Origin of the sequence: Nocardiopsis ganjiahuensis DSM 45031 (assembly GCF_000341085.1) — a bacterium.
Taxonomy (GTDB): Bacteria; Actinomycetota; Actinomycetes; order Streptosporangiales; family Streptosporangiaceae; genus Nocardiopsis; species Nocardiopsis ganjiahuensis.
Genome location: NZ_ANBA01000035.1, coordinates 17,994 through 43,765 on the forward strand (window position 1 = coordinate 17,994; position 25,772 = coordinate 43,765).

General features: G+C 70.7%; 30 protein-coding genes. 12 read left to right on the forward strand and 18 right to left on the reverse strand.

The window, feature by feature from the left end:
* The first annotated feature begins 254 nt into the window (after positions 1-254).
* Both D458_RS0131725 and D458_RS0131730 read left to right on the forward strand, forming a co-directional pair.
* Complete coding sequence (locus D458_RS0131725) at positions 255-848, forward strand: sigma-70 family RNA polymerase sigma factor (protein WP_026119879.1); 594 nt, start codon at positions 255-257, stop codon at positions 846-848.
* Positions 849-856: 8 nt separating this feature from the next.
* Complete coding sequence (locus D458_RS0131730) at positions 857-1,582, forward strand: anti-sigma factor (protein ID WP_017590747.1); 726 nt, start codon at positions 857-859, stop codon at positions 1,580-1,582.
* Positions 1,583-1,729: 147 nt separating this feature from the next.
* Here the strand turns inward: D458_RS0131730 and D458_RS0131735 are convergent, their stop codons facing one another.
* Positions 1,730-3,016, reverse strand: coding sequence for an MFS transporter (locus D458_RS0131735; protein WP_017590748.1), 1,287 nt, complete (start codon positions 3,014-3,016; stop codon positions 1,730-1,732).
* 325 nt (positions 3,017-3,341) lie between these two features.
* Positions 3,342-4,616: an MFS transporter gene (locus tag D458_RS0131740; RefSeq protein WP_026119880.1), complete on the reverse strand. Its 1,275-nt coding sequence runs from the start codon at positions 4,614-4,616 to the stop codon at positions 3,342-3,344.
* A 188-nt stretch (positions 4,617-4,804) separates the two neighbouring features.
* On the opposite strand from D458_RS0131740, the gene D458_RS34630 reads away from it, so the two are divergent.
* The 4 genes from D458_RS34630 (at position 4,805) to D458_RS0131760 (ending at position 8,944) form a co-directional block, all read left to right on the forward strand.
* Positions 4,805-5,293, forward strand: coding sequence for an Lrp/AsnC family transcriptional regulator (locus D458_RS34630; RefSeq protein WP_026119881.1), 489 nt, complete (start codon positions 4,805-4,807; stop codon positions 5,291-5,293).
* 172 nt (positions 5,294-5,465) lie between these two features.
* Positions 5,466-6,305, forward strand: a complete 840-nt coding sequence (locus D458_RS0131750) for a DMT family transporter (protein WP_026119882.1) — start codon at positions 5,466-5,468, stop codon at positions 6,303-6,305.
* A gap of 88 nt (positions 6,306-6,393) precedes the next feature.
* On the forward strand, positions 6,394-7,305 hold the full coding sequence (locus D458_RS0131755; protein WP_017590752.1) for an amidohydrolase family protein: 912 nt from the start codon (positions 6,394-6,396) through the stop codon (positions 7,303-7,305).
* A 67-nt stretch (positions 7,306-7,372) separates the two neighbouring features.
* Positions 7,373-8,944 carry a long-chain-fatty-acid--CoA ligase gene (locus D458_RS0131760; RefSeq protein WP_017590753.1) on the forward strand — a complete coding sequence of 524 codons (1,572 nt, stop codon included), beginning with the start codon at positions 7,373-7,375 and terminating at the stop codon, positions 8,942-8,944.
* A gap of 75 nt (positions 8,945-9,019) precedes the next feature.
* Here the strand turns inward: D458_RS0131760 and D458_RS0131765 are convergent, their stop codons facing one another.
* Both D458_RS0131765 and D458_RS0131770 read right to left on the reverse strand, forming a co-directional pair.
* Positions 9,020-9,814: a VOC family protein gene (locus tag D458_RS0131765; RefSeq protein WP_017590754.1), complete on the reverse strand. Its 795-nt coding sequence runs from the start codon at positions 9,812-9,814 to the stop codon at positions 9,020-9,022.
* 100 nt (positions 9,815-9,914) lie between these two features.
* Positions 9,915-10,715, reverse strand: a complete 801-nt coding sequence (locus D458_RS0131770) for a VOC family protein (protein ID WP_017590755.1) — start codon at positions 10,713-10,715, stop codon at positions 9,915-9,917.
* 151 nt (positions 10,716-10,866) lie between these two features.
* On the opposite strand from D458_RS0131770, the gene D458_RS0131775 reads away from it, so the two are divergent.
* Both D458_RS0131775 and D458_RS0131780 read left to right on the forward strand, forming a co-directional pair.
* Positions 10,867-11,796, forward strand: a complete 930-nt coding sequence (locus D458_RS0131775) for a PfkB family carbohydrate kinase (protein WP_017590756.1) — start codon at positions 10,867-10,869, stop codon at positions 11,794-11,796.
* Positions 11,797-11,971: 175 nt separating this feature from the next.
* The gene (locus D458_RS0131780) at positions 11,972-13,345 is read left to right on the forward strand and encodes an alpha/beta hydrolase domain-containing protein (protein WP_017590757.1); all 1,374 of its coding nucleotides are present in this window, start codon (positions 11,972-11,974) and stop codon (positions 13,343-13,345) included.
* Positions 13,346-13,403: 58 nt separating this feature from the next.
* On the opposite strand, the gene D458_RS0131785 is transcribed toward D458_RS0131780, so the two are convergent.
* Together D458_RS0131785 and D458_RS0131790 are read right to left on the reverse strand one after the other, a co-directional pair.
* The gene (locus tag D458_RS0131785) at positions 13,404-13,784 is read right to left on the reverse strand and encodes a hypothetical protein (protein ID WP_017590758.1); all 381 of its coding nucleotides are present in this window, start codon (positions 13,782-13,784) and stop codon (positions 13,404-13,406) included.
* The gene (locus D458_RS0131790) at positions 13,784-14,146 is read right to left on the reverse strand and encodes a hypothetical protein (protein ID WP_152521302.1); all 363 of its coding nucleotides are present in this window, start codon (positions 14,144-14,146) and stop codon (positions 13,784-13,786) included. The genes D458_RS0131785 and D458_RS0131790 overlap by 1 nt, the downstream gene beginning before the upstream one ends.
* A gap of 223 nt (positions 14,147-14,369) precedes the next feature.
* Here D458_RS0131790 and D458_RS0131795 point away from each other — a divergent pair, with 223 nt between their 5' ends.
* The gene (locus D458_RS0131795) at positions 14,370-14,609 is read left to right on the forward strand and encodes a winged helix-turn-helix domain-containing protein (RefSeq protein ID WP_017590760.1); all 240 of its coding nucleotides are present in this window, start codon (positions 14,370-14,372) and stop codon (positions 14,607-14,609) included.
* A gap of 151 nt (positions 14,610-14,760) precedes the next feature.
* Here the strand turns inward: D458_RS0131795 and D458_RS0131800 are convergent, their stop codons facing one another.
* The 3 genes from D458_RS0131800 to D458_RS0131810 form a co-directional block, all read right to left on the reverse strand.
* Positions 14,761-15,879, reverse strand: coding sequence for a Kelch repeat-containing protein (locus tag D458_RS0131800; RefSeq protein ID WP_017590761.1), 1,119 nt, complete (start codon positions 15,877-15,879; stop codon positions 14,761-14,763).
* Between the two features lie 65 nt (positions 15,880-15,944).
* Entirely contained in the window at positions 15,945-16,190 is a 246-nt protein-coding gene (locus D458_RS0131805) for a GNAT family N-acetyltransferase (protein ID WP_017590762.1), read from the reverse strand.
* A gap of 115 nt (positions 16,191-16,305) precedes the next feature.
* Positions 16,306-16,707 carry a nuclear transport factor 2 family protein gene (locus D458_RS0131810; protein WP_017590763.1) on the reverse strand — a complete coding sequence of 134 codons (402 nt, stop codon included), beginning with the start codon at positions 16,705-16,707 and terminating at the stop codon, positions 16,306-16,308.
* A gap of 95 nt (positions 16,708-16,802) precedes the next feature.
* On the opposite strand from D458_RS0131810, the gene D458_RS0131815 reads away from it, so the two are divergent.
* The gene (locus tag D458_RS0131815) at positions 16,803-17,171 is read left to right on the forward strand and encodes a winged helix-turn-helix transcriptional regulator (RefSeq protein WP_026119884.1); all 369 of its coding nucleotides are present in this window, start codon (positions 16,803-16,805) and stop codon (positions 17,169-17,171) included.
* A 128-nt stretch (positions 17,172-17,299) separates the two neighbouring features.
* Here the strand turns inward: D458_RS0131815 and D458_RS0131820 are convergent, their stop codons facing one another.
* From D458_RS0131820 to D458_RS0131835, 4 genes are all read right to left on the reverse strand, one after another.
* Positions 17,300-17,785 carry a hypothetical protein gene (locus D458_RS0131820; RefSeq protein WP_017590765.1) on the reverse strand — a complete coding sequence of 162 codons (486 nt, stop codon included), beginning with the start codon at positions 17,783-17,785 and terminating at the stop codon, positions 17,300-17,302.
* Positions 17,782-18,111, reverse strand: coding sequence for a plasmid mobilization protein (locus tag D458_RS0131825; RefSeq protein WP_026119885.1), 330 nt, complete (start codon positions 18,109-18,111; stop codon positions 17,782-17,784). Before D458_RS0131825 ends, D458_RS0131820 begins: the two co-directional genes overlap by 4 nt.
* A 75-nt stretch (positions 18,112-18,186) precedes the next feature.
* The gene (locus D458_RS0131830) at positions 18,187-18,438 is read right to left on the reverse strand and encodes a Smr/MutS family protein (protein ID WP_017590767.1); all 252 of its coding nucleotides are present in this window, start codon (positions 18,436-18,438) and stop codon (positions 18,187-18,189) included.
* On the reverse strand, positions 18,413-19,390 hold the full coding sequence (locus D458_RS0131835) for a hypothetical protein (protein WP_017590768.1): 978 nt from the start codon (positions 19,388-19,390) through the stop codon (positions 18,413-18,415). The genes D458_RS0131830 and D458_RS0131835 overlap by 26 nt, the downstream gene beginning before the upstream one ends.
* Before the next feature lie 117 nt (positions 19,391-19,507).
* Between D458_RS0131835 and D458_RS0131840 the strand changes: the two genes are divergently transcribed.
* Positions 19,508-20,128 (forward strand): MerR family transcriptional regulator, encoded by a 621-nt coding sequence (locus D458_RS0131840; protein ID WP_017590769.1) that lies wholly within the window; start codon positions 19,508-19,510, stop codon positions 20,126-20,128.
* 16 nt (positions 20,129-20,144) lie between these two features.
* Here D458_RS0131840 and D458_RS0131845 read toward each other — a convergent pair whose 3' ends face one another.
* Entirely contained in the window at positions 20,145-20,594 is a 450-nt protein-coding gene (locus D458_RS0131845) for a GNAT family N-acetyltransferase (protein ID WP_017590770.1), read from the reverse strand.
* Positions 20,591-21,409, reverse strand: coding sequence for a TIGR02452 family protein (locus tag D458_RS0131850; protein WP_017590771.1), 819 nt, complete (start codon positions 21,407-21,409; stop codon positions 20,591-20,593). Before D458_RS0131850 ends, D458_RS0131845 begins: the two co-directional genes overlap by 4 nt.
* A gap of 156 nt (positions 21,410-21,565) precedes the next feature.
* Here D458_RS0131850 and D458_RS0131855 point away from each other — a divergent pair, with 156 nt between their 5' ends.
* Positions 21,566-22,108: an RNA 2'-phosphotransferase gene (locus D458_RS0131855; RefSeq protein ID WP_017590772.1), complete on the forward strand. Its 543-nt coding sequence runs from the start codon at positions 21,566-21,568 to the stop codon at positions 22,106-22,108.
* 103 nt (positions 22,109-22,211) lie between these two features.
* On the opposite strand, the gene D458_RS0131860 is transcribed toward D458_RS0131855, so the two are convergent.
* The 3 genes from D458_RS0131860 to D458_RS0131870 all read right to left on the reverse strand — a co-directional run bounded on the left by D458_RS0131860 (position 22,212) and on the right by D458_RS0131870 (position 25,207).
* Positions 22,212-23,036, reverse strand: coding sequence for a class I SAM-dependent methyltransferase (locus D458_RS0131860; protein WP_017590773.1), 825 nt, complete (start codon positions 23,034-23,036; stop codon positions 22,212-22,214).
* Positions 23,037-23,060: 24 nt separating this feature from the next.
* Positions 23,061-23,978 carry an SURF1 family cytochrome oxidase biogenesis protein gene (locus tag D458_RS0131865; protein ID WP_017590774.1) on the reverse strand — a complete coding sequence of 306 codons (918 nt, stop codon included), beginning with the start codon at positions 23,976-23,978 and terminating at the stop codon, positions 23,061-23,063.
* Between the two features lie 188 nt (positions 23,979-24,166).
* Positions 24,167-25,207 carry a chaplin family protein gene (locus D458_RS0131870; RefSeq protein WP_017590775.1) on the reverse strand — a complete coding sequence of 347 codons (1,041 nt, stop codon included), beginning with the start codon at positions 25,205-25,207 and terminating at the stop codon, positions 24,167-24,169.
* Positions 25,208-25,772 lie beyond the last annotated feature (565 nt).

Below are 25,772 nucleotides of genomic sequence, written 5' to 3' on the forward strand. Positions count from 1 at the left end.
AGCAGTTCGGGACGGGAGTGTGTTCCGACGGCCGAGGGGTTCCCGGTGAGGCGCCGCTGATGACTACGGCGCCTCACCGGGCACGGCCGCACCGCGCACACCCCAGGACCCCCGGGCGGTCCGAGCGTTGACGCCGGGCCGCCCGGGTCCACGCCGGCCCGCAGGGCCCGGGCTCCGTACTCGGACCGGTCAGTGGCCGGCCCGAGTACGGGAACCGGCTGAAGACGCGCAACACCGAGACGAGAAGGGTTCGGATGGACAGGGCAGCAGCCGTGCCGCACGACGCGGCCGACGATGCCGTTCCTCCTGGTCTGGAGGAGCTGCTGGGCCACGTGGCACGCGGTGACGAGCGGGCCTTCAGCCAGGTCTACGACCTGATCAGCCCTTCGGTCTACGGACTGGTGCGCCGGATCCTGCGCGACCCGGCGCAGTCGGAGGAGGTCGCACAGGAGGTCCTGGTCGAGGTGTGGCGCAGCGCCTGCCGCTACGACGCACGCCGGGGCAGCCCGCAGGCCTGGGTGATGACCCTCGCCCACCGGAGGGCGGTGGACCGGGTGCGGTCGGAACAGGCCAACAGCGACCGCGAGGCGCGCGCCGCCGCCGCGGACACCAAGCGGCCCTACGACGAGGTGGCCGAGGAGGCCACCAACCGGCTCGAACGGGAACGCGTGCGCCGATGTCTGGACACGCTGACCGAACTCCAGGAGCAGTCGGTACGCCTGGCCTTCTACGGCGGGTACTCCTACCGTGAGGTGGCCAAGCTGCTGTCGGCGCCCCTGGGGACCGTCAAGACACGGATGCGCGACGGACTGATCCGGCTCAGAGACTGTTTGGGGGTGGAGTGGTGAGAAGGACGATGGGGCAGGACCTGCACACCCTGACCGGCGCCTACGCGCTGAACGCCCTCACCCCGGGCGAGAGCCTCCGGTTCGAGGACCACCTGGCCGACTGCGAGTCCTGCGTCCAGGAGGTGCGGGGGTTCACCGAGACCTCGGCGCTGCTGGCCTCGGCCACGGCGCAGACCCCGCCCGCGGAACTGCGGGAGCGGGTGCTGGCGGAGGTCGCACGGACCCGGCAGCTCGCCCCGGCCCCCGAACGCCTCCCCGAACCCCGCCGGCGCGGCTGGCCCTGGGCCCTCGGTCTGGCCCTGGCCGCCTGTGTCGCCGTGATCATCGCCCTGGGCACGGTCGTGCTCGACCAGGGACGCCAGGTGGACGAGCTCCGCTCCAACGAGCAGCAGATCGCCGCGGTGCTCGCGGCCCCGGACGCGGTCTCCACCAGCGCCGAGCCCATGGAGGGTGTGAGCGTCACGGTCGTGCACTCCGAGACCCTGGGCAACCTGGTGTTCAGCGCGCACGGCCTGGACAGCCTGAGCAATGAGGACTACCAGCTCTGGCTGACCCGTGAGGACGGGACCGTGTACTCGGCCGGCGTGCTCTCCGTCGACGACGCCGGATTCGTCCTGCCGGTGCTCGCGGCGCCGGACGAGGAGACCGAGGGTGTCGCGGTGACCGTGGAGCCCGCGGGGGGTTCGGAGCAGCCCACCTCGGACCCGGTGATGGCGATGCCGGTGACCGGCTGACCCGCCCCGGACCACCCCCGTCGCGCGGCCCCCGTCCCTCCGGCGGGGGCCGCGCCACGTCCGGGGCGGTGCGTCACGTCCGGGGCGGTGCGTCACGTCCGGGGTGGTGCGTCACGTCCGGGGTGGCGGTCGGGGTCGGCGGTGGCGTCACACCACCGCGACCTCCTCCGGCCGCGGCAGGTCCCGCATGGTGGGGCTGAGTGTGAAGAGGGCGGCCAGTGCCGACACCACCGCCATCATCAGGAACACCAGCACCGGACCGGCGAGGTCGAAGAGGAGCCCGACAGCGAGGATCCCGATCGGCTGGGACAGCAAGGACATGAACGTCACCGCGCCCAGCGCCCGCCCCTGGAAGCGATCGGGTACCGAGGCGGAGACGTAGCCGTAGAACACCGCGTTGACGCACGGAACCAGGGCGAACACGCACCCCACGACAAGTCCGAGCGCCAGCACACCCGGGACGGCCAGGAGCCCGAGCGCGAACACGGGCGCGGACCAGGCCGTGAAGAGGAAGATCGTGCTGGGCCGCACCACGCGGATGACCATTCCGGCGGCCAGGGCGCCGAGCAGCCCGCCGGTGCCCGCGAGGGAGACGGTCAGGCCGACCATGAGGTTGGAGGCGCCCCGGTCGTCGGCCGTAGCGATGAGCGCCAGGAAAGCGCCGGTCTGGGTGAACGCGATGTTGAAGCCGACGATCCACAGCAGCATCGGCCGCAGGATCGGGTGCCTGGCCAACAGCACGAACCCGCTCACCGATCCGCGCAGGGTCAACCGTTCCGGATCGCCGCGGTCGTGGGCCTGCATGGGTCTTCGGATACGCAGGGCCAGGGTCATGGACACCAGGTAGCAGAGGGCCTCCCCCAGGAAGGGGAACGCCCGGCCCAGGCTGAAGAGGAACCCGGCGACGGGTGCGCCGAGGGCGGTCGTGGTGAAGAAGCGGATCTGGTTCTGCGCCGCGGCGCTGGCCATCTGCGAGGACGGCACGAGCTGCTTGATCGCGGCCATGGCGACCGGGTTGGAGATCCCCATCAGCGCGGAGGACGCCACCGCCACACAGAACACGAGGGGAACCGTGGCATGGCCGCTGAACAGCGTCCCGGCGAAGCCGACGAGTAGCACCAGGCGGCCGAAGTCGCAGACCAGCAGCACGGTGCGGCGGTTGACCCGGTCGGCGAGGGAACCCCCGAGGACCGCGGCGACCATGGTGGTGGCCACCTGGGCCGCGCCGACGAACCCCGCCTGGGCCGCGGAACCGGCGAGCAGCAGCATCAGCAGGGGGTAGGCGACCTCGCCGCTCTCCTTGCCGAGCCCGGCGAAGAACCGGCTCGTCCACAGGGCCTGGAAGTCCTGGTTGCGGATGAGCGGGGCGGACTCGCCCGGGGCACCCGCCGGTGGTTCCGGGGGCAGGTAGGGATGCCGCCGTTCAATCGTCATGGTCTCCGACCACCCGTCGTGTGTCCCGAGGGGGCCGGGATGTCCCGCGGCCCCGCTCCGGGAGGTGTCGCTGTCGCCCCCGTCGCGGTGTGCATGCGGGTCGCGGGCGTCAGGTGGGGGAAACGGGAAGCACGAAGAAGGGTCTTTCGGGGGGTGGGTTGCTCATGTCGCCATTATGCGCCTGCTGTAAGCATTGGCGAGCTTTTGAGCATGTATGTGGCGTACATCCGCCGAATTGGCCACTATCGGCCTCATATGCACGCGCAAAGCCCCGTGCACCGAATGCCCTTCCGCCCTGGCGGAGGAACTCCTCCACGAGCAGGGCCTAGTCGTGGAGGAGCTCCTCGGCGCGACGAACGGGACCGCTGCCGCGCGCGGCGGCCTCGATCGTCCACGGGGTGCGTTCGGCGTAGGCGACGACCGTCGCCACCACCAGCGAGCCGCCCGCGATCACCACGTAGGAGAGGGTCCACCCGCCGGTGAGCTCGCTGAGGAGGCCGAACAGCAGCGGGCCGCCCAGGGCGATGCCGCTGCCCGCGCCCTGCACGAACCCGGACAGGGCCGCCGCCCCCTGAGGGGTGGAGCTCCGGGCGTTGATCATGGTCATGGTGACCACGAAGAGGCTGGCGCCCAGGCCGAGGAAGAGCACCCACAGCGGGGCGTACTCGGGGGCCAGCGCCACACCGAGGTAGCCGATGCCGTAGCCGCCCAGCCCGAGCGCGACGACGGGGAAGGTGTTGGCCGCTCGGAGGGTGATCGTGGGTGCGACCAGGCCGAACAGCAGGCTGGTGCCGACCATCAGGGAGACCAGGCTCCCGGCCGCGGCGGGGCTGTGCCCGGCGTCGTCGAGCAGGGCGGGCAGCCAGGTGAAGAGCGTGAAGACGTTCCAGGTGACCATGCCGAACAGCAGCGCCATCCGCCAGGCCATGCCCACCTTCCAGATCGGGCGGGCCAGGGCCCTGCCCCCGGAGGGCACCGCGGCGCGCGGGGCGGTTCCGGGACGGCGCCACTGAACGAGCCACAGGACGGCGGCGACCAGGGCCAGGAAGGACCAGGCGCCCAGGGCGACCCGCCACCCGGCGGCCTCGGCCAGGGGGACGGCGACCAGGGGCGGGAAGAGCGCCCCGATGTGGATGGCGACCATCTGGACGGTGCTCAGGGCGGCCAGCCGGTCCGGGAAGTACTGCTTGATCAGCGGCGGCAGCACGACGTTGCCCAGGGCGGCGCCGGTGAGCGCGATCCCGGTGAGCAGCAGCAGGGTTCCGGTGTCGGGCGCGAAGGCGCGCAGCACCTGGCCGGCGCAGGCCAGCAGCATGCTGAGCGCGGCCGTGGCCTCGGGGCCCAGTCGGCGCATGATCGCGGGGGTGACCAGGCCGAAGATCGCGAAGGCGACCAGCGGCAGGGTGCCGAAGAGGCCGACGACGGTGGCGGTGAACCCGAACTCCTCGCCGACGGTGGTCAGCAGGGGGGACAGGGAGGTGACGACGAGGCGCAGGTTGAGCGCCGCGCAGACGATGGCGACCAGGGCCAGGATGCGGCCCCGTAGTTCCGGACGCACCGACGGTCGGTCGGTGACGATCGCGACAGAGGAAGGTCTCACGGTGACGGACGTCCCTAAGTGTTGCGGCGGTGCGACGTTGCACCGGAGCGGGGCCGACCGGCGGGCGACGCTGCCGTCCAGGGAAGGATCTCTTCCTGGCGAGCCAAATACGACCTTTTCGCCTAAATGTTACGCATGCTCCGGCTTCAAACTCAACAATCCGTATTAAGTACGGGTAAACTCCAGACATGGCTGATCTTGACGAACTAGATACGGCGATTCTGGCCGAACTGCAGTCAGACGCACGAAAAACCAACCGGGATGTGGCCGCAGCGGTCGGCGCATCGCCCACGACCACGCTGGATCGGACCCGCGCGCTGCGAGAAAAGGGTGTGATTCGCGGCTCACTGCTGGACGTGGACCTCGAACTCATCGGCCGCCCGGTCCAGGCACTCATCACCGTCAGCGTCGTGAAACCCTCGCGCCACAACATCGAGGCCTTCCGCGACTGGGTCCGCGCCCTGCCGGACACCCTGTCGGTGTTCGTCACCTCGGGGAACGAGGACTTCCTGGTGCACGTGGCCCTGCCGGACAACAACAGCCTGTACGCCTTCGTCGTGGACAAGCTGACCGAACGCCCCGAGGTCGCCGACGTGCGCGCCTCGATCGTCTACGAGCACCTGCGCAACAACCGGATCGCCCCCACCAACGCCCGCGCCCACCGCCGGCACCACTGACCGGGGGAGACGGAGAACCCCGGGACGGACGGGAGGCGGGGGAGGCCGACAGGCGTGAAGCCTTCGGGCCCCTCCCCCGGCCCGCCCGGCGCCCGGTCACCACCCCGGCCGCGGGGAGGGTCCGGGTGAGGGCTAGCCTGTCGGGGCCCTCGCCACCTCTCCGGGACATCCAATGACCACACCAATCGTTGTCGCGGTGCTGGTAGCGGCACTGCTCCACGCGGCGTGGAACGCGATCGCGCACGCGATCGCCGACCGTCTCCTCGGCTTCGCACTGATCGGCCTCGGCGGGATGCTCATCACCCTGCCGCTGCTGTTCGTGGTCGGGATGCCTCCGCCCGGGGCCTGGCCGGTCCTGCTGGCCTCACTGGCCGCGCACCTGCTGTACCTGACCCTGCTGATGCTGTCCTACCGGACCGGTGACTTCGGGCAGGTCTACCCGCTGGCGCGCGGCACCGCCCCCTGGGTGGTCGCCCTCATCGGCGTGCTCCTGCTCGGCGAGACCCTGCCGCCCTCGGAGCTCGCCGGGGTGCTGGTCGTCTCGGGCGGGCTGATGGTCCTGGTGTTCGCGGGCGGGCTGCCGCGGCGCCACCACGCGCCCGCGCTCCTGGCGGCCTTCGCGACCGGGCTGGCGATCGCCTCCTACACCGTCGTGGACGCCTACGGCGTGCGCCTGACCCAGAACCCGCTCGGCTACATCACCTGGATCATGATGCTCCAGGGGCCCGTGTTCTTCGCGGTCGCGATGGCGACCCGGCGGCGGAGACTGATCGAGCAGCTGCGGCCGATCTGGAAGGTCGGCCTGCTCGGCGGCGCGGTCAGCGCGGGCGCCTACGGCCTGGTCCTGTGGGCGCAGCTGTCGGGCGCGGTCGCGGGGATCGCGGCGCTGCGGGAGACCAGCATCGTCTTCGCCGCGCTGATCGGCCTGCTGTTCTTCCGGGAGCGCTTCGGCCCGGTCCGCATCGCCGCGTCGGCGGTGGTCGTGTCCGGGGTCCTTCTGCTGGCCCTCTGAACCCCGGTCGGGTGGGCCCGTCCCCCGCGCGCCCGCCCCGTCGGCCCCAGCTCCGAGCGCGGTTCGGACTGGTCGTAGGCTGGCGGATGTGACTGGAATCTCACCGCCTTCCGAGGCCGACGAGAGCGCCGAGATCCGCCGAATCTGGGGCGGCCTCGGACTCCCCGGTCTCGTGGACGTGCACACCCACTTCATGCCTGCCAACATGCTGCGCAAGGTCTGGGCCTACTTCGACGCCCTCGGCGAAGGGGTCTGGCCCATCACCTACCGGGCGAGCCAGGAGGAGCGGGTCGAGACCCTGCGGGGGTTCGGGGTCCTGCGCTTCACCGCGCTCTCCTACCCGCACCGCCCGGACATGGCCGCCTGGCTCAACGGCTGGGCCGCCGACTTCGCCGAGCAGCACCCGGACTCGCTGCGCAGCGCCACCTTCTACCCCGAGCCCGACGCCAAGGACTACGTGGCAGAGGCGATCAGCTCCGGAGCGCGGATCTTCAAGGCCCACCTCCAGGTGGGCGGCTACGACCCGCGCGACCCGCTGCTCACCGACGTCTGGGGAGCCCTCGCCGACTCCGGGACCCCGGTGGTCGTCCACTGCGCCTCCGGCCCGGTCCCCGGCAACTTCACCGGCCCCGGGCCCTTCGCCGAAGTACTCCGCCGGCACCCGGACCTGACAGCCGTGATCGCCCACGCGGGCGCACCCGAGTACACGGCGTTCCTGGACCTGGTCGAGCGCCACGACCGCGTGCACCTGGACACCACGATGGCGTTCACCCCGTTCATCGAAGCGCTGTCCCCCTTCCCCCGCTCCGAGCTCGCGCGCCTGCGTGCGTTCGGAGACCGCGTGCTCCTGGGTACCGACTTCCCGAACATCCCGTACGCCTACGTCGAGCAGCTCCGGCACCTGGTCGCCCTCGACCTGGGCGACGACTGGCTGCGCGGGGTCCTGCACGACAACGCCGTGAAGCTGTTCGGCCTGGAGCCCGAGCCCGGGGTCACCTGACCGCCCGGCCCGGCAACCACAGCAGCAACCCCGGCGGCACCGCCACACCACCCACAGAGAGGGCACCATGGAACTCACCCTGACCCCCCTGGAGTTCGCACGCCGCACCCGCCGGCTGCACCCCCATCGCGAGGCAGTGGTCGACCGGGAGTTCCGGCTGACCTACGAACAGTTCTTCGACCGCTGCGACCGCTGGTCGACGGCGCTCCAGGGCATGGGTGTGGAACAGGGCGACCGGGTCGCCTACATCGCACCCAACACCCACGCCCAGCTCGAGTCCTTCTACGCGGTCCCGCAGCTGGGCGCGGTCCTCGTCCCGGTCAACTTCCGCCTGACCGCCGACGACTTCGTCTACATCGTCAACCACTCCGGCGCCAAGGTGCTGTGCGTGCACTCCGACCAGCTCGACGCGGTCGACAGCGTGCGCGACCGGATGCCGGGCGTGGAGCGGTTCGTCGCCCTGGAGGACGCACGCCCCGGCTGGGAGGACTACGAGTCCCTGGTCGCAGCGGCCTCCCCGGACTTCGCGCGCCCGGAGATCGCGGAGACGGACCTGCTGACCATCAACTACACGTCGGGGACGACCGCGCGCCCCAAGGGGGTGATGATCACCCACCGCAACGCGTACATGAACTCGGTGGGCACCCTGCTGCACCTGCGCATCGGACTCGGTGAGAAGTACCTGTGGACCCTGCCCATGTTCCACGCCAACGGCTGGACCTACACGTGGACGGTCACGGCGGCCGGGGGCACCCACGTGTGCCTGCCCGCCATGGACCCGGCCCGGGCGTTCGAGCTGATCCGCTCCGAGGAGGTCACCTGGCTGTGCGCGGCGCCCACGGTGCTGATCATGCTCTCCAACACCCCCGAGGCCGTCCGCGGCACCGTCCCGCCCGGAGTGCACGTGGTCACCGCCGGAGCCTCGCCCGCGGCCGAGACCATCGAGCGGCTGGAGGAGGACTTCGGCTGGACCGTCACCCACGTGTACGGCCTGACCGAGACCACTCCGTTCATCACCGTCTGCGAACCGCGCCCCGAGCACCGGGACCTGTCCGTGCGCGAACGCGGCGCGGTCAAGGCCCGCCAGGGGGTCGAGCTCATCACCTCCGGTGAGCTGCGCGTGGTCGACGGGTCCGGGACCGAGGTGCCCTGGGACGGGAAGACGGTCGGCCAGATCACCGTGCGCGGGAACGTGGTGATGAAGGGCTACTACAACGACCCCGAGGCCACCGAGAAGGCGATGGGCGACGGCTGGTTCCGCACCGGCGACGCCGCCGTCACCCACCCGGACGGTTACGTGGAGATCCAGGACCGCCTCAAGGACGTGATCATCTCGGGCGGGGAGAACATCTCCTCGGTCGAGGTGGAGGGCGTCCTGCTGCGCCACCCCGCGGTACTGGAGGTGGCGATCGTGGGCGTGCCGCACGAGCGCTGGGGCGAGACCCCGCGCGCCTCCGTGGTGCTGCGGGAGGGGGCCTCGGCGACGGAGGAGGAGATCATCGCCTTCGCCCGCGACAACCTCGCGCACTTCAAGGCGCCCACCCAGGTGGAGTTCGTGGAGCAGCTGCCCAAGACCGCCACCGGCAAGATCCAGAAGTTCGTCCTGCGCGGCGGCGCCTCCGCCGTCTCCCGACAGTAGGACGCGACGCCGGCGCACGTCGGTACCGATCCCGTCCCGCCCCGGTGCGCGGGGCGGGACGGGCCCGGCCCGTGGCTACTCGGGGCTCGGGGTGAGCAGGACGAATCCGGCGCCGAGCGAGTCGGCGCCCACCGCCAGCCGTCCCACCCCCGGCGCGTCGTCCGGTCCCATGAACACCTCGCCGCCGGCGTCCTTCACCTCGGCGACGGCCGCGTCGCAGTCGGTGACGTGGAACACCGGATGCCAGTCGGCACGTCCCCCGGTCGCCTGGAGCGCGTCCGCCTCGACGCCCATGACCCCGCCGAAGTACCGGTCGTCGCCCAGGCCCGCCGGACGGACCGTCGAGTAGACGCCCTCGGCGCCGGGGAGTTCGACGTCGTTGAACTCCCACCCGAACAGGCTGCCGTAGAACTCCTTGGCGCCCTGCGCGGAGGGCGTCCACAGCTCTGCCCACATGAAGGTGTTCGGGTCGTCGGTCTGTTCCATACCGGCAAGCGTCCCGGCCTCCCAGACCGCGACCGCGCCGCCCTGCGGGTCCGTCAGGAGGGCCATCCGTCCCAGACCCATGACGTCCATGGGCTCCACCTGGGCGGTGGCGCCGAGTTCCCGGGCCCGTTGGAACGTCATGTCCAGGTCAGGGGTGTTGTAGTAGATCGACCAGGCGACGGGCTGGTCCTCGGACGTCTTCGGTCCGAGCCCGCCGACCAGCGCCCCGTTGTTCAGGATCTTCATGTACCCGCCGGTGTCCGGTCCGGCGGACTCGGCCGTCCAGCCGAAGACCCTCCCGTAGAACTCCAGCGCCCGGTCCACATCGGAGGTGGTGAGCTCCACCCAACAGGGCGAACCGATGACGTAGTCCGTGGTGATCATGCTTTCCTCCAACTAGGGCTCCACACGAGTGTGCTCCAGAGCACCGACATTCCGGGGATCGCCCCGGCAAAGACTCGGCCACCCCTCGCCCGCCCGGCGTTCAGTCCCGGCCCGTGTGGGGGTCGAGCAGGAGGAACCCGGCGGTGAAGGGGTCGGAGCACAGAGCCACCCGGCCCACCCCCGGCGCGTCCTCGGGACCCATGTGCACCTGCCCTCCGGCCTCCCCGACCAGGGCGGCGGACTCGTCGCAGTCGGCGACCTGGAACACCGGATGCCAGTCGGAACGGCCCCCGATCTGCGGCAGCTCGTCAGGCGCCACCTCCAGCAGGCCGCCGAAGTACCGGTCCTCCCCCAGGCCCGCCGGTCGGCACATCGAGTAGACGCCCTGGTCCTCGGGCAACACGACGTCGTTGAACCCCCACCCGAACAAGCCCCCGTAGAAGTCCTTCGCCTCCTTCACGGAAGACGTCCACAGCTCCACCCAGCAGAGCGCGTTCGGCCGGTCCGCGGCCTCCGCACTGGTGAAGGTGCCGGCCTGCCAGAGCGTGAACCATCCGCCGTGGGGGTCGGTGACGTGCGCGAGCTGACCGAACTCGTACAGCTCCGTCGGCTCCACCAGGACCGACCCGCCGAGCTCCTGGACCCTCAGAGCGGCGGCCTCGATGTCGGGGACCCAGAACTGCACGCCCCACTCCGGGGACTCGTCCTCGTCGATGTGCGGACCGATCCCGGCCACGGCGGCGCCGTCCGACCTCATCACCATGTAGTCGGCCATACGCGCCCCCGCGGACGCGGCCCGCCAGCCGAACACCTTCGTGTAGAAGCCGGCCGAGGCCTCGATGTCCGTGGCTCCCAGGTTGAGCCAGCAGGGCGAACCCGTGACGAAGTCGGTGGTGATCATGCTGCCTCCCTAACGCTTCCCTTCGAGTGTGGATGCGGTCGCCGGGGCGGTGTGGGAGCGTCGCGGCAAAGACTCGACAACCCGGCCGCGCCGACCGCGCGACCCGACCCCGCATCCCGACTCTCCCGAACCCCGTCGAAGGGACCCCGCCGTGACCGGACGCCTCCACCACGTGGGACCGGTGATCATCGACGTCGTCATGACCGTCAGCGCCCTCCCCGAACAGGGCGGCGGCACGTTCGCCAGCTCCGCCCGCTCCCTCCCCGGCGGCGGGTTCAACGTGATCGCCGCCGCGGCCAGAACCGGGATGGAGGTGGTCTACGGAGGCGCGCACGGCACCGGCCCCCACGGTGACCTGATCCGTTCCGCGCTGCGCGCCGAGGGGGTCGGGATCGCGCACCCGCCCCGCCCCGAGGACACCGGTTTCTGTGTGGCCCTGGTGGACGCCTCCGCCGAACGCACCTTCGTCACCCGGCTGGGCGCCGAGATGGACCTGCCCCTGGCCGACCTGCGCACCCTGCGCCCGGCAGCGGGCGACCTCGTCTACACGGTCGGGTACTCACTGCTGCCCGGACCGCGCGCCGACGAGCTGCTGACCTGGATCGGAGAGCTCCCGAAGGGGGTCCGGCTGGTTCTGGACCCCGCGCCCGTGGTGGGCGACATCCCCGCCGAGACCCTCTCCTCGGTGCTGGCCCGCACGGACGTCCTCAGCCTCAGCGCGGCCGAGGCGGCCACCGTCACCGGGACCGCCGACCTCGAACGCGCCGCCGCGCTGCTGACCGAACGCGTCGGCCCGGCCGGTGTGGTGGTGGTGCGCGACTCCGCCGAGGGCTGCCTGGTCGCCACCGCGGACACCGCGCCCCGGCGGGTCCCGGGTTTCCGGGTGGCCGCGGTCGACACCAACGGCGCGGGCGACGCCCACGTGGGTGTGTTCGCCTCCGCCCTGGCCTCGGGGCTGGCCCCGGTGGAGGCCGCCCGCCGGGCCAACGCCGCCGCCGCCGTGGCCGTCACCCGGCACGGGCCCGCCACCGCCCCCACCGCTGAGGAACTGGAGGGGTTCCTGCGCTCACACGGGCACTGACGAGGGCACGGGTGAGCGGTTCCGGTGACGGGAGTCGGCCACAAGCACCGGTCATCCGTGGATCCACCGGTTCTCCGCCCCTGCGGGAACCCGGGTTCGCAGACTCCTTGTGGCGCCGGGCACCCCGAACCTAGGGTTCCCGCAACACCGAGCCACTCCAGAGGTGAACTTGCGGATGTCCCCCCGATCCCCCCACCGTCTCGGCGCGGCCCTGCTCGGGCCGGCCCTCGTCCTCGGCCTCGTCGGAGCGGTACCGGCCCGGGCCGAACCCGTGGACGGTCCCGCCGCCACCGTGTCCGGTCCGGTCCCCGTCACCGCCGACTCCTACCCCTTCATGTCCGCCGACGGCCCCGAGATCCCCCCGATCGAGGGAGGCGATGCGATCGAGGCGGACCTCGCCGCGCACGACTACGTCGAGGAGGAGTTCCTCCTGGAGGGCACCGCCGAACACCCCACCGCCGGGTCCACCCCCTACCTCACCCGGATGGTCGTCCGGCGTCCCGCGCGGGCCGACGACTTCAGCGGCAGCGCCTTCCTGGAGTGGAACAACGTCAGTTTCGGCCACGACATCGAGATCGACTGGTTCCTGTCCCACGACTACTTCATGGGCGAGGGGCACGTGTGGGTGGGACTCTCCGCCCAGCGGGTCGGGGTCGACGCCCTGCGCGCCTGGGACCCCGACCGCTACGGGGACCTGACCGTCGGGGGCGTGGAGCTGTCCGACGCCCCGGCGTTCGACGTCTACTCCCAGACCGCCAGGGCCCTGCGCTCACCGGAGGGCGTCGACCCGCTGCCCGGGTTCGACGTGGACACGATCGTCGCCACCGGGCACTCCCAGTCGGCCGGGTACCTGTCCGAATACCACAACCGGTTCCATCCCCGGCACCAGGCGGTCGACGCCTTCATGATCCACGGCGCCTCCTCCGCCCTGGACGAGAGCACCACGCCGGTCATGCGGCTCATGGCGGAGACCGACGTCCGGTCCAGGGCGCAGGGCCAGGAGCCCGACTCGGAGTACTTCCGCCGCTGGGAGGTCGCCGGGACCGCGCACGTCGGCCACACCGAGTACCGGACCTTCGCCCCGCTCATCGCCCGGGAGAACCCGGGGACCGAACCGCAGCGGTGCGACCGGCCCCCGTACAGCCGGGTCCCGTTCCACCACGTGCTGAACGCCGCCTACGACCACACCATCGACTGGGTCGAGGACGGTACGGCACCGCCGAAGGCGCCACGCCTGGAGTGGGACGGCCCGACGACCGCCAGCCGTGACGAGCACGGCAACCAGCTCGGCGGGATCAGACTGGCCGAACACGAGGTCGCCACCGCACTCAACCACGGTGACAACACCGGCGACCCGTTCTGTTTCCTGTCGGGCACGCACATCCCCTTCGACGAGGAGACCCTGCGTGAGCTGTACCCGCGCCGGGGTGGGTACGTCGCCCAGGTGCTCCAGACCGTGAACGAGGCCAAGCGCGAGGGCTACGTCCGCCACGAGGACGCGCACGCCTCCCGTACCGCCATGTTGGAAGCCCGGTACCCCTGGTGGTGACCCGCCTCTGAGGGGTGTCCCGCAGGCGCCGGAGCCCGCGGGACTCCCCCAGACCGGCCTACCGCTGCCAGGGCTCCGGAAGCGGCCCGCCGGAGCGCAACGCGGCGTCGAGCCTGCCCCACTCCGTGACCGCACGCCGGAGGGCGACGAAGGACTGCGCGGCTCCGCCCACCTCGCGGAGCGACTCGGAGACGGAGTCGTAGAGCGCGGTCACGGGCTCGTGTCGTTCCGCGTCGCCGTCGGCCGACCAGTGGAGCGGGAGCGGGGCACCACCGCGCATCAGCCCGTCGAGCACGTCGAACGCGCTGTCCGCGCGACGGAGGTCGGCCACGCTCTGTCCGAGAAAGACCGTTGCCGCCAGCAACCGGGACACCTCCGCCACCATGATGTCCGCCGGGCGGTCGAGGGGACCGCTGACGGTGCCGTGGTTCGCGATCATCAGGCGGCCTCCCCGTGCTCCGCGATCGTGTGGAGGACGGCCACACCCAACCGACTGCGATCCACCCGGCGGAGGGCTTCCCTGCGCTCCCATTCGCGGAAGTAGCTGCGCACGAGCACGGCCGAGGGCTCCATGGAGCGCGGATCCACCGCCGGGAGGTCGTCGGCGGGCAGGGGGACCGGCGTGGGCGGCAAGTCGTCGGCGGGCCGACTCGGTGCGGGCGTGGGCGGAGCCGATGCCGTTCGGGGCTCCACCTCGGAAACGAAGGGGACCGTCTCCGCGTAGCGGCGCACCCGGCGCGCGCGGTTACGGCGCAGCTCCGCGATCAGTTCGCGAAGGTATCCGTAAGGGCTCGTGTGCACGCCCCTGGTAGGGCGGAGCATCCGTGCGGGCATGGCAAACAGGGCAGTAACGTAACCCATGGCAAGCACTCCAGTTGCTTGTCCGGGCCCGGGGTGTTGGTAGCACCGCCGGGCCGCCTCATCTGTAGTTGAGCCTCCACCATACGCGCTCTATACCGCTTTATAAAGCACTACGAAGCTACCGGGCTATTTGTGCAGCTCATAGACGTCTTACGGTGCTCTCATGACTGAGGTTCCAGACTTCGACCCGTCCCCAGACGCCTACGTCTACGCCGAGCTCGCCGATCACGTGGCGGCGCGTATCGCCTCCGGTCACCTCCCCTCCGGGGCAAAGCTTCCCGGGGAACGGGAGCTCGCGGAGACCTACGGGGTCGCTGTGGGCACCGCCCGACGCGCGACGAAGGAGCTCCGCGACCGGGAGTTGGTCAAGACGCTCCCAGGCAAGGGCACCTTCGTCGTCTGACAGCTCAGCCGCACTCAGCCGAACCAGGGGACGCAGCCCAGCTGTGTCCCCTAGCTTCGGGGCATGACGTCGGTTGCGGGTCCCCGGAACCAGCGGGCCGACGTTCCCTGCTCCTGACGTTCTCGACCCGCCATGAGGCGGGCCGCGGAGCCTAGACCCGCACGTCGATCCTGATCCCGCCGGTCTCGCACACGCCGCCCCAACCGATCAGGGCGTCCGCGCCGACGGGTTCGATCGGGCCGCAGTAACCGTCGAGCGCCTCTCCCCTCGACCGGTGGGCCAGGCCGGTGTCCTCGTCCCACACGCTGAACTCACCGGCGTTGGTCGAGACCACGCCCAGCCCGTCCACGAACCCCATCTCCCCGGACAGCATGGGGTAGGTCGCCGTGTACACCGGCGGACGGAAGGTGACGTCCTCGTGGACCACCCCGGCCCGTCCCTGGTCATCGAGCTCGTACAGGTGACCGCCGCGACTCTCCTCGACCGCCAAAAGCGCCCTGTCCCCCGGAAGGACCGCCAGCCCGAGATACGCCCCGTACGGCTCCTCGACCTCCTCGACCTCGACCAGGGACACACCCGTGTCCCCCGGACGGAACCGTCCGGTGAACACGTGCTCGTTCGTGGCCCCGGCCAGGGCGACCTCGTCATCCACGGCCACCAGGTCGTACACGCGGAACCGCTCTCCGGCCCCGGTCAGGGAAACGGTGTCCCAGGTGTCGTCCTCCAGCGAGTACACGAGGAGCTCGTCCTGGTAGCGGCTCCCCCCGAAGACGACGTGGCCGCCCACTGCGGCGGCCGGCACCGTCTCCCTCGCCTCCGGGGCGTCGGCGACCGGCTCCCAGGAGTCGAGTCCGGGGTCGTAGATCGCACCGTCCCTGGCCATGAGACCGTCCTCGTCCCCGGAGTGCGTACCGGTGGCACCTCCCCAGACGAGCACCCGCTGGTCTTCGAGGAGCACGGTGGTGTGCCGGGCGCGCGCTTCCAGGTCCGCTTCCGCGACCACGCGCCAGGAGTCGGTCTCCGGGGCGTAGGCGGCGCCGTCGTCGTGGAGGCGTTGCTGCCCCTCGCTGCTCCCACCCCAGACGAACAGTTCCGCACCGGTCCAGACGAAGCTGTGGTCGACGCGGGTGCCGAAGGGTGCCGGGGTCAGCTCACCGACGGAGACGTCCACGTCCCATTCCTCGGTTCCGGCGGCTGAGCAACCCGTGGCCACCAGGGCCGCCGCGGCCAGACCGATCGCGATGGACGGGGGCCGGCCGGTGAGGGGCATGCGGTCGCTCCGGTGTTCGGGGGAAGGGAGGCGAACCGATGGTGGCAGATCCTGCCACCGCGCTGTCAACGCGTCGAAGCCGCACCTGGCAGGACGACGTGGACCCGGTGGGGACCGTCGTAGTGGTGGCCCTCGCCCACGGGGAGGAACCCCAGGCGTTCGGCCACGCGCAGGCTCGGAACGTTGTCGACGTGGACCAGCGCCCAGACCGAGTGCAGGCCCAGGTCGTCGAGGCCGTGGTCGAGCAGGACGACCCAGTGTCCGAGTTCCGACGGCCCGATGATGTGAAACCACGTGGCACCGTCGTGCACCGAAGGTGGGGAGGACCATCAGCTCCTTGCGGCGCTGGCAGCCCTCCCCGGTCCCGTGACGGAGGCGCCCCTTGCCCCCGTGGTCATCGGGGACGACGTCCTTGCGGGTCGGCGGTCAGGCCGCACCCCAGAAGGCGTCCTCGGCCTGCGGGTCGGCGGAGAACAACCACGCCTCGGCGAGCTTGCCGCCCTCGATCCTGAGCAGGTCGACGCCGCCCATCGCCATCTCGGCCTCCTCGCGCTTGCCCGCGAAGTGGACGGGAGCCGCGACCAGCGCACCGTTGACCATGGGCTCCCCGGTCATCGTGAGCTCGAACGTCCCCTCGCTGACGGCCATCATGCCGCCGATCATCTCGTTGACCGCTTCGCTACCGCGGTGGGTGCCGGAGAAGCGGTTGTCACCGGGCTGGTGCCACACGATGTCATCGGCGAACATGCTCGCGACCGTGGCGAAGTCCTTGGCGGCCAGCGCCTCGAAGTACTGGCGGACGACGGCGAGCGGTGAGCTGGATCCCATTGTCGATTCTCCTTCGTCGAAGTTCTCCCTGCTGACGCCTATACTCACCATCGGTAACCAGTTACCTCAACGTAACTAATGGGAGGACGTGTCGCATGACACACAATCGGACGTTCGATGTGCTCACGGCGACCTGCCCCTCTCGCACGTCACTGGCCCGTATCGCCAACAAGTGGACGGCCATGGTGGTGATCGCTCTCAGCAGCGGCAGGATGCGCTTCGGCGACCTGCGCGCCAAGGTCGACGGGATCAGCGGGAAGGTCCTCACCGACACCCTGCGGGACCTGGAGCGCGACGGGCTCGTCACACGGCACGTGTACGCCGAGGTGCCCCCCAGGGTCGAATACGAGCTGACCGCGCTGGGACACACACTTCAGAAGCCCTTGCGGGCGCTGGGGGACTGGGCCGAGGAGCACATCACCGAGGTGCTCGCGGCGCGCGAATCCTACGACATCCGCCGCTGAACCCGTCTGGGCCCTGGGTCCACCACCTGAACTCCGGGGCGCCGGTCAGTGCCGAAAATGGATGAACAGGCGTCCGAGAGTCTTACGGCGACCGCACTCCTGTCAACGGCGCTCCCGAGCCATGGGACTCATACCGCCACCACGTGCACGTCGTCGGCGCCGATCGCCTCCACATACGCGGTGATGTCCCCGGGGTCACTGGTGAACACCACCGCGCTCCGGTGCTTCACGGCAGTCCAGGCGACCAGGGCGTCCACCGCGTCCGGGCGCTTCTTCGCGGGGAGCACCGCCACACCCAGCACCGCACCGATGCGCCGCCAGTCGGTGATGTCGGGGGCCGTCGCGCACACGATGCACTCCGCCTGTCCCGCACCCGTCGGGCGCAACGCGGGGGCGGACGAGCGGGCCTGCGGCACCGTGCACTCCTTCAGAACCGCGCCCATGGCGTGAACGGTCGCCGGCTCCGGACGCCACACCTGGGCGAGGACGGGGCCGGGGACCACGGGGCGGTGCGGGGACCGGGCGAGCCCCCGGTGCATCTGTACGGCCTTGGCCTTGCGCGCCGCCAGGGCGATGAGCATCCCCGTGTCGTAGACGGGGGTGCGGGTGCTCACGCCACCTCTCCCCGGGGAGACCCATGGGTCTCCCCGACGCCGTGGACCAGGCGCATCGCCTCGTCCACCTCACGGCGCTCGTCCTCACTCAGGGATTCTTCGCCCGCCTCGTCCGCGGGCCCGTAGTGCGCGGCACGCCCTTCGGCGTCCGCGATCAGCGCGTCGAGACCCGCGAACTGCGCTTCGGCCGCCTCGACCTCGGCCATCTGCCGGATCGCGGCGTTGACCAGGTAGGCCGACACGTCCATGCCCGCACGCTCCGCGTGAGACCTGACACGCTCGGCCTCTTCCGGGTCAAGGCTGATACTGATACGAACCTTCGCCATACCATGATCGTAATACGCGTATTACACCATGTCCAGCAAGCGCCATCGGAGCAGGGGCGACACGCCCACAGGACATCAGTGCCGAAAATGGATGAACAGGCGTCCGAAGTTCTTGGAGTCCTTCTCGACCCGGTGGTAGCGGGCCTTGACGTCCTTGCGGTCGAGGAAGCGCAGCACGCGCTTCTTCAGCTGGCCCGACCCCTTGCCCGGGATGACCTCCACGGTCTTGGCCTTCTTGCGCTCGGCCTCGTCCATGATGTCGCTCAGGGCCTGGTCGATGCTCCGCCCCTTGTTGAAGATGTCATGCAGATCGAGCTTCAACCGCACCCTCGTCCTCCTCGTCCGGTTGCCCGGATGATACGCGTACGACCCACACCAGTCCCAGTGCGGTGAGGGCCGCGAGTGTTCCGCCGACGGCGAGGGTGAGAACGTCGGGGGCGACCACGGACTGGCCGCGCAGCGCCTGCCAGACGGTGAGCACCGTCAGACCCGTGTAGGCGGCACCGACCACGGCGGTCAGGCGCAGGCGGACACCGTCGTCGCGCAGGCGGGGGAAGCGCGCGGCGAGGACGGTCAGAGCCAGTGCGAACAGGATGATGACCTGGAGTCCGTGGATGCCGACGAAGTGGCCCACGCGCAGGTCTCCGCCGACGGTGCTCCAGCCGACGAGGGGCAGGCCCGGCCCGCCGTCGGCGAGGCCCACGGCGTGGGCGCCGATGGCGTCCGGCCCCCCTTCGGCGAACTCCTCGACCTGGGCGGGGGTGGGTGCGGTCATCAGCGGTCCGACCGCCATACCGAGGAGGGCGATCCCCACCCCGATGCGGATGGCCCACGTGGTGGAGCGTTCACGGATGCGCTGGAACACGAGGATCACGCCGAGCACGAGGGTCGCGACCCACAGGACGGTGATCATGCCGCCCATGACCGCATAGACGACGGCGTCGAACGGGGTCGTGTTGTTGAAGTGGCTCATCTGCCCCCGGGCCACCTGGGTGATGATCAGGGCCATCTCACCCGCGCCCATGACGGCGATGACCGTGCCGAGCCACCAGCCGGCCCGTGGCCGGCGGGTGAGCAGGGAGAGCAGCCAGGCGATGGTGACGTTGTAGATGACGATCGACACCGAGAACTTGGCCGGCTTCAGCCAGGCCGCCTCGCCGTTGACGGTCCGGTCGTCGACGGCGAGGCCGACCGCGCTCACGGCGAGGAGGGCCACGCACAGGTACGCGGTGAGCATGAGCGGTCGGTGCCAGGAGTAGGAGGTGCGAAGCGTCGGCATGGAAACCCCTCATACGGATACTTCGAGTATCCGTTATAGATACTCTTACTATCCATAAAGAGGCGCGCGTGCGCAAGGGGGGTACCGTGTCCAGACCCGAAGTGCCGAAGGGAATCCATGCGTATCGCGGAACTGAGCCGGAGCTCGGGGGTGTCCGTACCGAGCATCAAGTTCTACCTGCGGGAGGGCCTCCTGCACCGGGGCGAGCTCACCAGCCCCAACCAGGCGCGTTACGACGAGAGCCACCTGAACCGGCTCCGCCTCGTCAGCGCCCTCACCGAGGTCGGCGGGCTCTCGGTGGCCGCCACCCGGGACCTGCTCAAGGTGATCGACAGCGACACGGCCAACCTCGACGACCTCATGGGCGTGGCCCTCAGGGGCGTCGGCCCCCTCACCAGCGGGACCGAGCCCACCGAGGAGGAACTCGCCGAAGCCGATTCCCTGACCGAGCGGCACGGCTGGTACGTCCACCCGGACTCACCTCTGCGCGGAGAACTCGCGAGGGTGCTCTCCGCGCTGCACCGAGCGGGCAACGCCCCGGACCAGGAGTGGGCCGACGGATACGCACGCGCCGCCGACGAGATAGCCCGCATCGACCACGACTACGTCGAGAACTTCACCGAGTTGGACGAGATCCTCAAGACCGTCGTGGTCGGTACCGTCCTGGGCGAACGCCTCCTCGCCACCCTGCGCCGCGTGGCCCAGGCCAGCGAGGCCCACCGGCGCTACGGGGTGTGAACTCCCGGCCCGCGCATCACAGCCGCAGTTCGAAGCACATCCGGTCCACGCCGGGGCCGTCGTGGTCGGCGTGCGGGCCGGTCACGGTGAACCCGATCGACCGGTGGAAGGCGATCGAGCGCTCGTTGCCCGGCGCGGTGACCGCCCGCACCACCGAGCGGCCGCCGGCCCTGGCCGCCTCGGTGAACCAGCGGTACATCTCCCGACCGAGTCCGGCGCCCCGGTGCTCCGGGGACACCGCGGTGAAGTGCACGTACGCCTCCTCGGGCCGGGCGGGAGAGGGGAAACCCACCAGGAAGCCGGCCAGCTCCCCGTCGGCCTCCGCGGTGAGGCTGGTGGTGTGGAAGTGGTCGAGGAACAGCTTCGGGAGGAGGTGGGCGACCGGCTTGCCCCACCACTGGTCGCACACCCGCAGGATCCGCGCGTGGTCCTCGGGCACCGCGGTCCTGATCCGCAGACCGGTCACGACCGCTCACCGAACCTCTCCTCGAAGGGCCTGCGCACCGCTTCGTCCCGGTCGAGGACCGCGAACACGACCCGCTCGAACACCCCCGCGAACTCCCCTCCCAGGTGCTCGGCGAACGCCGCCGCCACCGCCTCCGGCCGGTTGCCGAACACCCCGCAGCCCCACGCCCCCAGCACCAGTCTCTCCGTGCCGTGGTGGGCGGCCACGGCCAGTACGGCACGGGCCCGCCGGTCCAGCGTCGGCGGCACCAGGGGAAGGAGTTCGGGCTGGTTGCGCTGGATCATCCGCAGGTTGGGAGCGGCCGCGGTGAGGAAGTCCACCGCCACCGCCTCGGGCAGCCATCCGGCGCGGTCGTCGCGGTACACGGGGACGCTCGGCGACCAGATCACCCGGTCGCTGTAGAGCAGGCTCCGGTTCGCCACGTGGTGGTCGTAGTACTCCGGGCAGCTGATCAGGGAGTCGTAGAGCGCGCCGGCCCGGGCCAGGCTCTCCTCCTGCGCCTTCGCCCCGTTGACCACCCCGCCGCCGGGCTTGCGCGCGGAGGCGAAGTTCAGCGCCGCCACCCGGCCGACCCGCTCGCCCACCAGCCGCCGCGCGGCCGCCAGGGTGCTCTCACCGGTGACCTCGAAGCGGGTCTCGCGCCCGCCCTCCGGGGCGGTCAGCCCTTGGATCTCCTCGGGCAGGTGGAGCCGTGTGCCCTCCCGCATCGCCGCCAGCGGCGCGGAGAGGTCGATCTCCCGGCCGTCCACGCGGTAGTTCTCCCGCTCGTAGGCCTCACGGGTCTGGTTCCACACCTCACGCAACCGCTGGGACACGGGACTCCTCTCTCGGGGCGGCTTCCGGCGGAAACTCCCCAGAGGCACGAAACTACCGTCCCGCACCATCCGCGCCCAAGAGGGTTTCGCACCTGTGCGGAACCACTGGAACCCCACCCCTGGAAGCACACGCGCGCGGCCGGGATCATCGAAGCCATGAACAACAAGGAGATCGTCCGTGCTTCCAAGTTCCTCTCCCTGGTCCTGCGCCACGATCCGGCCAGGGCCGGGATCACCCTCGACCCCCACGGCTGGGTCGGGGTCGACGAGCTGCTCTCCGGCTGCCGCCGCGCCGGGCGCCCCCTCACTCCCGAGGAGCTGCGGGAGATCGTCCACACCAACGACAAGAAGCGCTTCGCCCTCAGCCCGGACGGCCTGCGCGTGCGCGCGCAGCAGGGGCACTCGGTCCGCGTGGACCTCTCACTGGAACCGGTGCCGCCACCCGACCGGCTCTTCCACGGCACCGTGGGCCGGTTCCTGTCCGCGATCCACCGCGAGGGCCTGCGCCCGATGAACCGGCACCACGTGCACCTGTCCCCGGACGAGGAGACCGCCCGCAAGGTCGGCGCGCGGCGGGGGACACCGGTCGTGCTCACGGTCGACTCGGCGCGCATGCACGCCGACGGCCACGAGTTCCGGGTCACCGGGAACGGTGTGTGGCTGGCCGGTTCCGTACCGCCCGAGTACCTGCTCGGTTGAAACCGGCCCCGGCTCCCGGCCGCCCCTGCTCGGAGCGGACCGGACCGCTGGGACCCTTGGGACCGAGTCACTGGGACAGCCCGGCCCGCTGGGGCGGCCCGGCCTAGGCCGGCTTGACCGCCGAGAAGATCGCCGTCCCCGGGATCATCCGGCCGCGCACCGGCCCCCAGCCGCCCCACACCTGGTCGTTGCCCTCGGGCCACTCCGGCTCGACCATGTCCTGGAACACCAGCCCCGCCGCGACGATCCCCCGCAGCCAGTCGCCCACCGTGTGGTGGTGTTCGACGTAGACCGCCCGGCCCGCGTCGTCCTCCTCCACGTAGGCCCGGCGGTCGAAGTAGGACTCCTTGACGGTCAGCCCGTTCTTGGTGGGGTCGTCGGGAAAACACCAACGGATCGGGTGGGTCACCGAGAACACGAACCTTCCTCCGGGCCGGAGCACCCGACCTGCCTCGGCCAGTGCCGTCTCGGCCGCGGGCACGAACGGGAACGCCCCGAAGGAGGAGAAGACCACGTCGAAGGAGCCGGTGGCGAACGGCATCCGCTGGGCGTCGGCCTGGACCGCGGGCAACCGGTGACCGGTCTGTTCGTCGAGCCGCCTCGAGTGCTGGAGCTGACGCCGGGCCAGGTCGAACCCCACGACCTCGCTCACGCCCTGGGAGCGCAGCCACCGGCCGCACTGGCCGGCTCCGCAGCCGATCTCCAGAACCCTCTTCCCGGCCACCTCGCCGAGCAGCCGCACGTCGGCCTCGTCCACACCCTCGGGAGACCAGACGAAACCCGCGTCGCGGAGGAAGTCACCGTGTTCGGCCTGGTAGGCGTCGGCGGCGCCGTCCCACCAGAGCCGACCGGCCCGGGCGCTCTCACCGCCCCCCACCGCACGCCGTTCCACCCGACCGGGTTCCGGGTAGTCCATGTCGTCGTACACGCTGCTCCTAGGGGCGGGGCCGGGTCAGGTCCGGGCCTGCCGGACCCGTTCCGAGGGCTCGTCAGAAGGCTCGTCCGAGCCCTCGCTCCCAGTGTCCCGGTTCCCGGGCCCGCCGGTGTCCCCCGCCTCGCCGCTGCCGCCGTTCCCGGATCCACCGCCGTTGCCCGCCCCACCGCTGCCGGTGTCACCGTCTCCGCCACCCTCCCGGGCCTCGCGGAGCTCCCGGCGGACGAGGACGATCCAGCCCACGACCGCGACGACGCTGAACACCCACCACTGGAAGGCGTAGGACGCGCTCATACCGGTGTCCTCCTCCCGGAGGGCCACCCGCTCCGGTGCCTGCTCGGGCGCCGGGTCCTGCCCGGTGAGCTCCACGTACCCGCCGTAGATCGGGTAGGGCAGCCGCTCGGCCAGCATGTCCACGTCGACGAACATGATCTGCCCCTCGGGCATGCCCTCGCGGTTGTGCAGGCCGGTGTTCTCCTCGGTCTCGCCGAACTGGAGGCGGCCGGTCACCTCGACCTCACCCTCGGGGACCGGCGGAGCGTCAGGGGTGTCCTGGGCGTTCTCGCCGCGCTCGATCCACCCCCGGTTGACCAGGACCGCGGTGCCGTCCTCGGTGACCAGCGGTGTGAGGACGTGGAAGCCCACTCCCTGGGAGCCGTCCCGGTTGCGCAGCAGCAGCTCGTTCTCGGGGTCCCAGGTACCGGTCGCCTCGACCGTGCGCCAGCGGTCGGCCGGATCGACGTCGCCGCCCACGGAGGTGAGTTCGTCGACGGACACGGGCTCCGCGGCGACGTTGTCCCGCTGGAGGTTGACCGCGGCGCTGCGCTGTTCGGCCCGGTCCAGCTGCCAGAACCCCAGCCAGATGAAGGCGGGCACAAGAACCACGACCATCGCGTGGAAGGCCAGCATGCGTGAGGAGAACAGGACTTTGAGCACGTCTTCGAGGTTATGAGACGTTCCCGGCCACCCCACACCGGCCCCGGCTCCGTGTCCGCTCCCCCGAGCGCGCGGGGGCCGTGTCCCTGCCCGGCACACGCGGACGGGGCCGCCGGTTCCCCGGCGGCCCCGTGTGCCGTGCGCTCCGACCGGCCTCCCCCGCGGGCAGACGGCCGGCCGGATCGCTCCTACTCGTCGGCGGCGGCCGAGGCGGCCTTGCGCTTGCGGGCGAAGTACAGGCCGGCGCCACCGGCGCCGACAGCGGCCACGGCGGCGGCGATCAGACCGCCCAGGGCGCTACCGGTGACGGCGAGCTCCTCACCGGCCTGCTCCTGGGGGGCGGGCTTGTCGTCACCCTTGCCGGAGTCGTCCTCCTCCTTCTTGCCGTCGTCCTCAGGCTCCTTGGGGTCCTTCGGCTCCTCGGGGTCCTTGGGGTCCTTCGGCTCCTCGGGCTCCTTCGGCTCCTCGGGGTCCTTCGGCTCCTCCGGCTCCTCGGGGGTCTCGGTCTCGTCGGAGATCTGCGAGACGCAGGAGGCCTCGGCGATGCCGAGCACGGAGACCGCGTTGCCGCAGATCTCGACCGCCGCGTCGACCGGGACCACGACCTGGTTGCCGCTGGCCACACCGCCCGAACCGTCGGTGCTGGGCGCCGCCTGGTTGTCCGGGGAGGCGTGGATGATGTTGATGATCGTGGTGCACTCGGCGCTGGAGGCGCCCAGGACGGCCACGGAGTTGCCGCAGATCTCGATGGCGGTGTCCACCGGGACGACGATCTGGTTGCCGCTGGCCACACCACCCGAGCCGTCGGTGTAGGTGCTGGGAGCGTCCTCGGACTCCTCCTCCAGGACCTCGACCACCTCCACGCACTCGGCCTCGGAGATCCCGGCCACGGCCACGGAGTTGCCGCAGACGTCGACGGCGGCGTCGACGGGGACGACGATCTGGTTGCCGCTGGCCACACCACCCGAGCCGTCGGTGGTGGCTCCCTGGCCGCTGCTCTCGTAGAGCACCTCGGTGACCTGGGTGCACTTGGCCTTGGAGATCCCGAGGACGGCCAGCGAGTTCCCGCACAGTTTGGCCTCGACGTCGACGGGGACGACGACCTGGTTGCCGCTGCCCACACCGCCGGAGCCGTCGGTGTCGGGGTTGGCGAACGCCGCGCTGAACGGAGCGAGTACCAGCCCCGCGGTCAGTGCGGTGGCGAAGGAGTAACGGAACGTGTTTCGCATGGTGCGGCTTGGACCTTTCACGAAGAAGTGCCAGGGGATGCGCTGAGCGGAACGCCACTGCCGTGTGCCCGAACCCGGGTCGGCAGTGCGGTCGCCTTGGGTCACGCGGTGAGCGGACCCGTCCACACGAGCTCTTGCACGAAGAGCACCGGAACGGCGGGGTGGTCCGCATACACAAACAAGGGCGACGGTTCGGTTCTTTCGGAGTTCTTTCCGACGCGAACCGCCAACGGACCGAAACGTTAGCAGCCCTGGAAGTCACGCAGGCCTTTTCCTGAAATGTTTACTCAGATCATGAACACGCAACGTCAATGAATTACTACTGAGAGACATGTTTGCTGTTCACAGTCTTATTTGCAGACACAAAGAGTTCCTGTACAACGACTCTTCGTGGAGATCCCTACTCCGGCAAGCCCCAGAAAGAACCCGCACACAGAGAACTAATGAACTTCGTAGATTCGTTTCGCGCGAGCCCTCAGGCGCCTAATACCCTGCACACCCAATTACACCGAACGCACTTTATGCCCGAATAGTGCCCTTGGGTCGCCCCGGAGCGGCAGCCCCC